The 11,315-nt window shown below is 31.7% G+C and carries 15 protein-coding genes; all 15 read left to right on the top strand.

Annotation, left to right across the window (positions count from 1 at the left end):
• Positions 1–629: transglutaminase domain-containing protein (locus Q4Q55_RS08045; RefSeq protein WP_303372309.1), on the top strand; the 629-nt coding region annotated here is incomplete at its 5' end.
• 163 nt (positions 630–792) lie between these two features.
• Complete coding sequence (locus Q4Q55_RS08040; protein WP_303372308.1) at positions 793–1,506, top strand: metal-dependent transcriptional regulator; 714 nt, start codon at positions 793–795, stop codon at positions 1,504–1,506.
• An 85-nt stretch (positions 1,507–1,591) separates the two neighbouring features.
• On the top strand, positions 1,592–2,107 hold the full coding sequence (gene endA / locus Q4Q55_RS08035) for a tRNA-intron lyase (RefSeq protein ID WP_303372307.1): 516 nt from the start codon (positions 1,592–1,594) through the stop codon (positions 2,105–2,107).
• A gap of 98 nt (positions 2,108–2,205) precedes the next feature.
• Positions 2,206–3,303: a tryptophan--tRNA ligase gene (locus tag Q4Q55_RS08030; RefSeq protein ID WP_303372306.1), complete on the top strand. Its 1,098-nt coding sequence runs from the start codon at positions 2,206–2,208 to the stop codon at positions 3,301–3,303.
• Positions 3,303–3,932: a stage II sporulation protein M gene (locus tag Q4Q55_RS08025; protein WP_303372305.1), complete on the top strand. Its 630-nt coding sequence runs from the start codon at positions 3,303–3,305 to the stop codon at positions 3,930–3,932. Before Q4Q55_RS08030 ends, Q4Q55_RS08025 begins: the two co-directional genes overlap by 1 nt.
• A 43-nt stretch (positions 3,933–3,975) precedes the next feature.
• Positions 3,976–5,172, top strand: coding sequence for a threonine synthase (thrC, locus tag Q4Q55_RS08020; protein WP_303372304.1), 1,197 nt, complete (start codon positions 3,976–3,978; stop codon positions 5,170–5,172).
• 260 nt (positions 5,173–5,432) lie between these two features.
• On the top strand, positions 5,433–5,633 hold the full coding sequence (locus tag Q4Q55_RS08015; RefSeq protein WP_067042909.1) for a histone family protein: 201 nt from the start codon (positions 5,433–5,435) through the stop codon (positions 5,631–5,633).
• Between the two features lie 466 nt (positions 5,634–6,099).
• Positions 6,100–6,468: a 50S ribosomal protein L7Ae gene (gene rpl7ae, locus Q4Q55_RS08010; RefSeq protein ID WP_303372303.1), complete on the top strand. Its 369-nt coding sequence runs from the start codon at positions 6,100–6,102 to the stop codon at positions 6,466–6,468.
• Between the two features lie 33 nt (positions 6,469–6,501).
• Positions 6,502–6,708, top strand: coding sequence for a 30S ribosomal protein S28e (locus Q4Q55_RS08005; protein WP_116669816.1), 207 nt, complete (start codon positions 6,502–6,504; stop codon positions 6,706–6,708).
• Between the two features lie 14 nt (positions 6,709–6,722).
• The gene (locus tag Q4Q55_RS08000; RefSeq protein ID WP_292819890.1) at positions 6,723–6,884 is read left to right on the top strand and encodes a 50S ribosomal protein L24e; all 162 of its coding nucleotides are present in this window, start codon (positions 6,723–6,725) and stop codon (positions 6,882–6,884) included.
• The gene (gene ndk, locus Q4Q55_RS07995; RefSeq protein WP_303372302.1) at positions 6,881–7,333 is read left to right on the top strand and encodes a nucleoside-diphosphate kinase; all 453 of its coding nucleotides are present in this window, start codon (positions 6,881–6,883) and stop codon (positions 7,331–7,333) included. The genes Q4Q55_RS08000 and ndk overlap by 4 nt, the downstream gene beginning before the upstream one ends.
• 38 nt (positions 7,334–7,371) lie before the next feature.
• The gene (gene infB / locus Q4Q55_RS07990) at positions 7,372–9,162 is read left to right on the top strand and encodes a translation initiation factor IF-2 (RefSeq protein ID WP_303372301.1); all 1,791 of its coding nucleotides are present in this window, start codon (positions 7,372–7,374) and stop codon (positions 9,160–9,162) included.
• Between the two features lie 36 nt (positions 9,163–9,198).
• Positions 9,199–9,582: a 30S ribosomal protein S6e gene (locus Q4Q55_RS07985; RefSeq protein ID WP_303372300.1), complete on the top strand. Its 384-nt coding sequence runs from the start codon at positions 9,199–9,201 to the stop codon at positions 9,580–9,582.
• Positions 9,583–9,642: 60 nt separating this feature from the next.
• Positions 9,643–10,842, top strand: coding sequence for a translation initiation factor IF-2 subunit gamma (locus Q4Q55_RS07980; RefSeq protein ID WP_303372299.1), 1,200 nt, complete (start codon positions 9,643–9,645; stop codon positions 10,840–10,842).
• Between the two features lie 46 nt (positions 10,843–10,888).
• Positions 10,889–11,260: a PIN domain-containing protein gene (locus Q4Q55_RS07975; protein WP_303372310.1), complete on the top strand. Its 372-nt coding sequence runs from the start codon at positions 10,889–10,891 to the stop codon at positions 11,258–11,260.
• Positions 11,261–11,315 lie beyond the last annotated feature (55 nt).

Below are 11,315 nucleotides of genomic sequence, written 5' to 3'. Positions count from 1 at the left end.
CTGTAGGTAATATTATCTACTCTGAATTGGTGGATGCTGCTTCACGTATTTTGACATTTTACAAAAACAACGATAAGTACATGCCGAATTATGTGACTGTAAAATATGGATCTTCATCATCTTCATCCGCATCAGTTTCTGCTGGTGGAATGAATGTGAAAAACACTCTTAGTGATGTGTCAGCATATCTTAAATCTACAACCAATTGTCAGGTGGGTAATTCTGCAATTAAGACACTTGTTAACTCATTGACTAGTGGATTGACTACTGCTAAAGCTAAGGCCACTGCAATATATAATTATGTAAGAGACTCTATTTCATATAGTTTCTACTATGACACTAAATATGGAGCAACAGGTACTTTAAGTGCCAAGGCTGGAAATTGTGTTGATCAAGCGCATTTGCTTGCCGCAATGTTTAGAACAGCAGGTCTTGCTACAAGATATGAGCATGGAACATGTAAATTCAGCAGTGGAAGTACTTATGGTCACGTATGGACTCAAGTGCTGATAGATAATGTTTGGGTTGTTGCAGATCCAACAAGTTCCAGAAATTCATTAGGTGTAGTAAATAATTGGTATACTAGTTCTTATACTCATCATGCATATTATGCTAGTTTGCCATTCTAATTATTTACTTTCCTTTTTATTTTTTAGATAAAGTTTAAATATTTTGAAAATATATTTTTTATTATCTCTTTTTTAAAATTCCTTACGTAAATTTAGGTTTACCAAAACTTTTTTATACTCTTAATTATAAATATTTAATTAACGCTAATCTGAGGTGAATCATATGGCTGAGAATAAAATTAGTGAAAATATTGAGGAATACTTGGAAGTTCTATATCGTAATGGAAGTAATAAGGAACAAGTTTCTACTACTCAACTTTCAAAAGAACTTAATATTGCTCCGGGCAGTGTTACTCAAATGCTTAAAAAATTAGAAAAACTTGGTTATATTGGTTATACTCCATATAAGGGAGCTACTTTAACTGATGATGGTATGAAAATAGCTCAAAAAATTACAAGAAAACATAGAATATTAGAAAAGTTTTTAGCCGATGTTTTGAAAATCAAAGAAGAGAATATTCACTCTCAGGCTTGTGAGATGGAACATACTTTGTCAGATGAGGCTGAAAGGTCTTTATGCAATATGTTAAATAATCCGGATTTATGTCCTGACAACAAAGTAATTCCAGCTTGTAATTTTGATTTTGATAGTTGTCAGCAATGTTATTCATTAGAAGATTTTGATCAAATCGTTTATAGGGAATCTAATTTATTATGCATTTCTGAATTAAATTCTCCTACTGAAGGCACTATTTCATTTATACGTGGTGATTTGGAACTTTTGGATGATATTTCAAATTTGGGAATTTCAATTGGTGATGATATTAAACTTGAATATAACAAAGCCTTTGACAGTGATGATTATTTTGTTGTTATCAATGATAATGAATTAACCATCTCTTCAGAAATTGCTAATAATATTTTTATTAGTATTTAATTTTCTTTTTTTACAAAAATTTATATAATATTTATTTAAAACATATTAGCATTAACTATAATTTATTTCTTTTTGCGGTGTTTTAATGCGTGGAAATTTATCTAATGAAATTGTTTCTATTAAAATTGAGGAAGGAAGTAAAAGACCGATAGCTTTACATGAAAAAAGTAAATTTGGTAAAATTGAAGCTGATACTTTAAATCTTTCTTTAATTGAGGCATGTTATTTATTGGAGAAAGGCCGTCTGGACATATATGAAGATGAAATCGAATGTACGATAGGTTATTTGATTGATCTTTTAAAAGAACAGGAATTGTACGGAAAATATGTTGTCTATCGTGATTTAAAAGACCGTGGTTTTGTTATTAAAACAGGATTTAAATATGGTTCGGAATTTAGATTATATGACCGTGGAAGAGGTCCGGGTCAGGGTCATTCCGATTATTTAGTTAAAATTATTTTTGAAAATTATAATATTAATGCTTTGGACTTTGCAAGTTATGTTAGAGTTTCCCATGGTGTAAATAAGAAACTTCTCCTGGCAATAGTTGATGAAGATTTTGACATTACATATTATAATGTTGAATGGACTAGACCATAATTTTAATTAAAGAAAGCAACAATATTTTCTATAGTATTCATTACTTAACTTAATAATTTTAATCATAAGTTCAATTTAATAAATTCATTGGTGAAAGTATGGCAGAGTTAATAGATCCATGGGCATCATTCAGCCTAGATTACGATAAATTAGTCAATCAGTTTGGTATTGGAAAAATTTCTGAAATTTTAGATGATATTAAAAATCCTCAAAAATTAATGAAAAGAGGAGTAATTTTTGGACATAGAGAATTTGATGAAATAAATAATTTAATTAATCAAAATAAGGAATTTGCTGTAGTAACCGGTATGATGCCAAGTGGTCAGATGCATATTGGTCATAAAATGGTTGTTGACCAACTGAAATGGTATCAGGAAAAGGGAGCAATGTTATCACTTCCGATTGCTGATTTGGAATCATATGCCGCTCGTGGAATGAGTTTTGAAAAAGGTCGTGAAATTGCAGTTGATGAATACTTGACCAATTGGATTGCATTGGGTCTTGACTTAGAAAAGGACAATGTTAATGTTTACCTTCAATCTCAAAACAAACTATTGCAGGATTTGGCATTTAAGGCATCAAGTAAAACTAATTTTAGTCAACTTAAAGCAATATATGGATTCACTCCATCTACTAATATAGCTCATGTTCAGGCGCCATTAGTTCAGGTTGCTGACATTCTACTTCCTCAAATCGAAGAGTTTGGAGGTCCGAAGAAGGTTGTAGTTCCGGTTGGGATAGACCAAGACCCGCATATTAGGTTAACAAGGGATATTGCTCATAAATTAAATGAAGAGTTAGGATTCTTGTCTCCGGCTTCAACTTATCACAGATTTTTGACAGGTTTGACTGGCGATAAAATGAGCAGTTCTAAACCGAATACCGCAATCTATCTTAATGATGATACTGGGGATGCAGTTAAAAAAGTAAAATCTGCAAAGACTGGTGGAAGAGAAAGTCTAAAAGAGCAGCAGGAATTAGGCGGAGAAGTTGACAAATGTGTCATTTATGAAATGTTATTGTATCATTTCATTGATGATGATAAAGAGCTTGAAAAAATACGTCAGGATTGTTTGAATGGAACATTGCGCTGTGGAGACTGCAAAGCAAGAACCGCTGAGTTAATGGAAGAATTCATGAATGATTTGAAAGACAAACAAATTGAAGCTCGTGAAATTGCTAAAACTTTGATATAATGTTTCATAAAATCAAGAATGAAGTAAAAAGAGCATTCACTGAAAATAAATTAGCCATAATTGCTTCTATTTTAATTCTTTTCCTATCAATGATATTGGGATATGTATTTGAGCCTAACCTGCACGCTTATCTTAATCCTGTTGTTGAAGATATTACAAATAAGGTCGAAACGGGAGTAATCCAATTAACATTTGATGACATTTTTTTCAATAACATAATGATTGTTCTTCAAATGTTTGTTTTTGGTTTATTCTTCTGCTTTTCAGCTTTAATTTTAGGATTTAATGGATTTTTCGTAGGTTATTATGCTGCTATTTCAAATAGCTTGTTAGAAGTAATAGTTTTTGTAGTTCCACATGGAATTTTCGAATTCTCTTCATGCATTCTAGCATGCGCTTCAGGATTTGTTTTATTTAATTTTGCTTTTAAACTGATTAAAACTTTTATAAAAGAAAAGGAAAGAAAGTTTTTAGATAGGTTTATTTATTCATATGATTTGAATTTTGATAAATTATTGCAAGCACTGATATTACTGGCAATATCCTCAATCTTAATGATAATAGCAGGCATAATCGAAGCCTACATTACTTTGCCTCTGGGCAAATTTTTGCTTTCCTTTTTGAGTTAAATTTTATATAATAATAGTTTAAAAAATATATATGTGATTTTTTATGATAAGATGTGTTTCATGTGGCGAAGAATATGACGATGATGAAGTGATTTATACTTGTCAAAAGTGTGGATCTGTACTTGAACTCGTTAATGAAATTGATGTTTCTAAAGATACTTTTGATGGAAGAAAAGATAATTTATGGAAATTTAAAGAATGTATTCCTGTAGATGAATCCAAAATTGTTTCTCTTGATGAGGGTGGAACTCCATTCTGCAGATGCGATAAATTAGGTGAGGAACTTGGTGTAAATCTATATGTTAAAGTAGAAGGTTCAAACCCTACTGGAAGTTTCAAAGACAGGGGAATGACTGTTGGTATGACTAAAGCAATGGAATTGGGTGTAAGTACTGTGGGTTGTGCTTCAACAGGTAATACTTCCGCATCACTTTCTGCATATGCTGCCCGTGCAGGACTACGTTGCATTGTATTTTTACCGTCTGGAAAAGTTGCTTTGGGTAAATTGGCTCAGGCAATGTTCCATGGTGCTGAAGTAATGTCCATTAATGGAAACTTTGATGAAGCTCTTGAAGCAATGACCGCTCTTGCATTAGAAAAACATCTTTATTTATTAAATTCAATCAATCCGTATAGATTAGAAGGTCAAAAAACTATTGGATATGAAATTGTTCGTGATTTAGGTTGGCAGGCTCCGGACAGAATTGTCCTGCCTGTTGGAAATGCCGGAAATATCTCTGCAATTTGGAAGGGTGTAAAGGAATTTTATGATGCAGGATTTATTAAAGACCTTCCAATGATGACTGGTATTCAGGCTGAAGGCGCATGTCCTGTTACAAATGCATTTAGAAAAGGAGATAAAAAAGTCGTGCCTGTTGAAAATCCAGAAACAATTGCAACTGCTATACGTATTGGAGCTCCAGTAAGTGATATTAAGGCATTAAACGCAATTTATGACTCCAACGGCTATTCTGAAACTGTAAGTGATGAAGAAATTTTAGATGCTCAGAAATTACTGGCTAGAACTGAAGGAATTGGTGTCGAACCGGCTTCAGCAGCCTCAATCGCAGGTCTTAAAAAACTTGTTGATGAAGGTGTTGTTGATAAAGGAGAAACCATAACTTGTGTTGTTACAGGACATTTGCTTAAAGATCCAAATACTGCAATTGAAGCATGTACAAAACCTACTGAAGTTGATGCAGATATCGATACGTTAAGAAAAATTCTTATGAATAAATAAACTTTACTTTTCATAAACTTTTTTTTATTTTTTTAATTTGTTATTTTGCTTTTTATTTTTCAATTTTATAAATGTACTTGTTACTTTTCATTATTGAAGTAATCTATGAAAAACATTTTCAAAGATATTGATGTCACTTTTCATGTTATAATAGTTTAGTTTAAACTATTGAAATTTTACAAAATTAAAAGAATTCTACCAATATATTTATATATAAGCAAATTAAAACTATTATTATCAAAAAAATGAGGTGTATATTTATGAGTGAATTACCAATTGCTCCTGTAGGAAGAATATTAAAAAATGCTGGTGCACAAAGAGTAAGTGATGACGCAAAAGTTGCTTTAACCGAAGCAATCGAAGATTACGGAAATGAAATCGCAGCTAAAGCTGTAGGATTTGCTCGTCACGCTGGTAGAAAAACTGTAAAAGCTGAAGATGTTAAATTAGCAATCAAATAGATTTGTTAGTTGTCATAGATAGTAATCAAATTACTATCTCTTTTACACTTTTTAATTATTTTTTATTTTTTCTAGTTCTTAATTACTTATTTTAACCTATTTTTACAAACATTTATATAGTATGCAAACCAATTTATTATTGTCTAGTTCTCTAGAATTATTTCATTAATTACTAAATTTTTATTTTTAGTTTTGCTAAAAATTATATGAAATTCAGAAGTATTTGTATTGAAAGTCTAATCCCTCTTGTTTTTTTTATTACGGGATTATATTTAGTGATATATGAATTGTTCAAGAATTAGTATTATTAAAAACTATATTAAATTATTCATTTATTGAATAATTTGAGTAATTTCTATAGTTAAAAAATAATATAACTATATATAATTACATCATATTATGATTCAAAAGAATTATAATATCTGCCGATGGATGGCATAGCCAGATGAAAAAGGAGGTATATTTTATGGCAAACATTTATGTAAAATTTGACACACCTGAAGAATTAGCTAAACAAGCTGAAGAAGCATTAGAAACCGCACAAGCTACCGGTAAAGTAGCAAAAGGTACTAACGAAGTAACCAAATTCATCGAAAGAGGAGACGCAGCATTAGTTGTTATCGCAGAAGACGTTGATCCTGCTGAAATCGTTGCACACATTCCTGTATTAGCTGATGAAAAAGAAATTCCTTACGTATACTTACCTACCAAAGAACAAGTTGGTGGAGCTGCTGGATTAACTGTTGGTACTGCATCTGCATGTATTGTAGACGCTGGTGACGCTGAAGCTGCTGTTAGTGAAATCGTAGAAAAAGTTACTGAATTAAAAGAATAGATATATTCTTTTGATATAATTACGGTGATTTAAATGGAAGAAGGAACTCCTGCTGAAGTCATTGAAGTTTTAAAAAGAACTGGTATGACTGGTGAGGTAATGCAAATTAAATGCAGAATCCTCGATGGTAGAGATAAAGGAAGAATTTTAACAAGAAACATTATGGGTCCTGTTAGAGAAGGTGACATTTTAATGTTGCTTGATACAATCAGAGAAGCTAAAGAAATTAAGACTCCATAAGAAGGTGTAAGAACATGAGAACTTGTTCATTCTGTAAAAAAGAAATTGAAGAAGGTACAGGAAAAATGTACGTAAAAAGAGACGGTTCAATTTATTTCTTTTGTAGCAGTAAATGTGAAAAAAATATGATTAAACTCGGAAGAGTTCCAAGAAAAGTTAAATGGGTTAAAGAATGATTCAAAAAAGTTTTGTAATGATGAAACCGGACGCTGTCCAAAGACGTCTTATGGGTAAAATATTATCCCGTTTTGAAGATAAAGGTCTTCAAATCGTAGCTGTTAAATTAATTCAAATCGATGAAGATTTAGCAAAAACTCATTATGGAGAACATGCTGAAAAACCATTTTTCCCAAGTTTAGTTGAATATATTACTTCATCTCCATGTTTAGCAATGGTAATTCAAGGTGAAGAAGCTATAACTACTATTAGAAAAATAGTTGGTGCAACTAATCCTTTAGAAGCAGATCTTGGAACTATCAGAGGAGACTTTGGTATGGATACAGGCAGAAACATTATTCATGCTTCAGATGCTCCTGAATCTGCTGAAAGAGAAATTGCTCTTTTCTTTGATGAAGATGAAATTTGCGATTATGAAATCGTCGACAATGATTTAATTTATGAATAAATTTAAGATTTTAAAAATTTATTATTAAGAAAGATATTATGAAAATCAGATCCCCGATTGTATCAGTTTTAGGTCATGTAGACCATGGAAAAACTACATTGTTAGATTATATTAGAGGCAGTACCATTGCCGATAAAGAAGCGGGAGGTATTACTCAACATATTGGTGCTACAGAAATTCCTAATGATACTATTGAAGAAATCTGTGGAGATTTTATATCAAGATTAACTATTAAAGATTTAATCCCAGGATTATTCTTTATTGATACTCCTGGCCATGCGGCATTTACTAGTTTAAGAAAACGTGGTGGAGCATTAGCAGACCTAGCAGTTTTGATAGTTGATATTAATGATGGATTCAAACCACAAACATTCGAAGCATTGAATATTCTTAAAATGTATAAAACTCCTTTCATTGTTGTAGCTAATAAAATCGACATGTTATTTGGATGGGAAGTACATGAAGGAGCTTCCTTCAAAGAAACTTTCAATCAACAAGCTCAAAGTGTTAAACAAGAGTTGGATACTAAAGTTTATGAAATTGTAGGTACTCTTCACAAGGAAGGCTTCCAATCTGAAAGATTTGACAGAGTCAGTAATTTTGCTTCACAAATCAGTATTATTCCTATTAGTGCTAGATCCGGTGAAGGAATTATTGAAGTTTTAGCTATGCTTTTGGGATTAGCTCAAGAATATTTAACCGAGCAGCTTGAAATTAATGAGGATGCTCCTGCAAAAGGTACTGTTTTAGAGATTAAAGAAGAAGTAGGATTAGGTCTTACTATTGATAGTATTATATATGATGGTGTTTTACGAACTAATGATGAAATAGCTTTAATGACTTCTTCAAATGAGGTTTTAACTACTAAAATCAGATCTATTTTAAGACCACTTCCGCTAGAAGAAATGAGAGATTCTAAAAAGAAATTCCAAAAATTTGATGAGGTTGTTGCGGCAGCAGGTATTAAAATTGCCGCTCCTAATTTAGATGATGTCGTTTCCGGTTCTCCGCTTAGAGTATTAAGTGATAATGAGAATGTGGAAGAAGAAATATTAAAAGAAATTGAAGATATTACAATTAGTACTGAAGATGAAGGAATTCTGGTTAAAGCTGACACATTAGGTTCTCTTGAAGCTATTGTTAAGCTATTAAGAGAATTAAATATTCCAATTCGTGAAGCAGACATTGGTGATGTTAATCGTAGAGACATTATCAATTCATCTATTGCATTGAATGAGAATGATGCACATGGTGCGATTATTGCATTTAATGTTAATGTTCATCCTAATTCTGTTGAGGATTTAAACAATTCTGATGTTAAACTCTTTAAAGGTGATGTAATTTATCAAATTATTGAAGACTATGAATATTGGATTGATGAAATTGAAAGGGCTAAGAAGAAAGCGTTTTATGATGCTATTATTAAACCTGCTAAATTCATGTCTTTACCTAAATTAGTTTTCCGTCAAAGCAAACCGGCAATTGTTGGAATTGAATCAATTAGTGGTACAATTAAACAAGGTCAGACTTTAATTAATAAAAATGGCGAATATGTTGGTGTAATAGCTAGTATGGAAGATAAAGGGGAAACATTGCCTGACATTTCTAGAGGTCAAAGGGTGGCAATGGCTATTAAAGATGCTATTGTTGGAAAACATTTTGATGAAGGGGATGAATTATATGTTGATATCCCTGAAAAACATTATAAATTCATTGAAAGGGAATTTAAAGATAAATTAACTGAAGATGAATTTGAAACTTTATATGAATTTGTTGAAATTAAACGTAAACAAGATCCAGATTGGGGTAAATTTGGTCTTTTTGAATAATAAATTGGGTTTATAAAAAATTAAGGAGGAAATACCATGGCATTCAAAGTAGTAGTGTCTCAAGGTGCTGAAAGTCATCAAATTGAAGTAGATGAAACTAAAGCTTTTAATGGTTTAGTCATCGGTGAGGAATTCGATGGTGGAATTGTTGGTTTAGATGGTTACACTTTAAAAATCACTGGTGGAAGTGACAAAAATGGATTTACCATGAAAAAAGATGTTTCAGGTACTAGAAGAATAAAAAGTTTATTAACTGGTGGTATTGGTTATCATCCTAAAGATGATGGTGTTAAAAAAAGGAAAACTGTTAGAGGAAACACTATCGCAGAAGATATTGTACAAATCAACACTGTAGTTACTAAAGCTGGAAGCAAATCAATAGCTGAAATTATTGGTGCTGATGAAGAAGAGGAAGAATAGTTTTACTATTTTTCTTATTTACTTTTAAGTCGAATAAAATAATAAAAAAGGTGGTTATCTGTGAACGTACAGTCAGATGTTAACATAGGTTTAGTGGGTCATGTAGACCATGGTAAGACTACTCTTACTAAAGCATTATCAGGAATTTGGACTGATACTCACAGTGAAGAAACAAAAAGAGGTATCTCAATCCGTTTAGGTTATGCTGATATTGAGTTTAGGAAATGTCCTGAATGTGGAGAACCTGAATGTTACACTACTTCTGAAAAATGTGAAATCTGTGGCAGTGAAACTGAATTGATTAGAAAAGTATCATTTGTTGATGCTCCGGGTCACGAAACCCTTATGGCTACTATGTTATCTGGTGCTGCAATTATGGATGGTGCAGTTTTAGTTATTGCTGCTAATGAGTCTTGTCCACAACCACAAACTAAAGAACATCTCATGGCACTTGACGTAATTGGTGTTAAAGATGTTATTGTAGTTCAAAACAAAATAGATATTGTTTCAAAAGAAAGAGCTATTGAAAGTTATAATGAAATTAAAGAATTTGTTAAAGGTACTTGTGCAGAAGATGCTTTGATTATTCCAGTATCAGCTCAACAAGGTGCTAATGTGGATATATTAATTGAAGCTATGCTTAAACAAATTCAACCTCCAGAAAGAAATACTGAAGATTCTACATTAATGCATGTAGCAAGATCATTTGATATTAACAAGCCTGGTTCAGGTGCCGATAAAATCAAAGGAGGAGTTATTGGTGGAACTTTAGTCCAAGGAAAATTTAAACTTGGTGATACTATTGAAATTAGGCCTGGCCCTACCAATAACGGTGAAAGAATCACCCTCAAATCTGAAATTATTGGTCTTGAAGCTAATGGTAAACAAGTTGAAGAAATAGGTCCCGGAGGACTTGTTGGTATTGCAACTAGATTAGATCCATCATTAACTAAATCAGATTCATTATCTGGTACAGTTGCTGGTGAGGAAGGTACTTTGCCTGATGTGCTAAACAGTTTCACTATGGAAGCTAATTTGCTTGATCGTGTAGTAGGTACCAAAGAAGAACGTGACGTTGCTCCGATTAAAATTAAAGAAGCTTTAATGATTAATTGCGGCACCACAACAACTATTGGTGTTGTCACTTCAACCAAGAAAAATGATGTTGATGTTGCTCTTAAATTGCCGGTCTGCGCTAGTCCGGGTGATAGAGTTGCTTTAAGTCGTAGAGTCGGTGCTAGTTTGAGATTGATATGTTAAGGTAATATAAAATATAGGGCAAATAATGAAAAATAAATAATTTGTAATTTATACCAATTTTTTTATGGTTCCTTTTCAGTTCAATGTTGATATAATCACTGAACTTGAAAAAATATTACCTTCTTATAAATTAACTACTCCGAGCTTTGTTATCAATGAATTGAAGGGTTTGAAAAGAAATAATAAAGGAAAAACAAGGTTAAATGCAAATCTGGCCTTAAAATTAGCTAATTCTTCAAAAATTGAAATAAAGGATATTTCATTACTCGAAAATGAAACTGTGGATGATGCGTTACTTAGAGTTTCAGAAGTTTTAGCTACAAATGATATAGAATTAAAAAATCGTGCGAAAGATAAAGGAATCACAGTAGCATATTTAAGACAAAAAAAATATATTGCTGTTGAAGGTAAAATATAATATTAATTAAACTTATTTATAAATGAGGGATTATTTTGTATTATAAAACAAAAAT

This window comes from Methanobrevibacter sp. (assembly GCF_030539555.1).
Taxonomy (GTDB): Archaea; Methanobacteriota; Methanobacteria; order Methanobacteriales; family Methanobacteriaceae; genus Methanocatella.
Note: the sequence above shows the minus strand (reverse complement) of the source record. Positions and strands in the feature narration are given on the sequence as shown.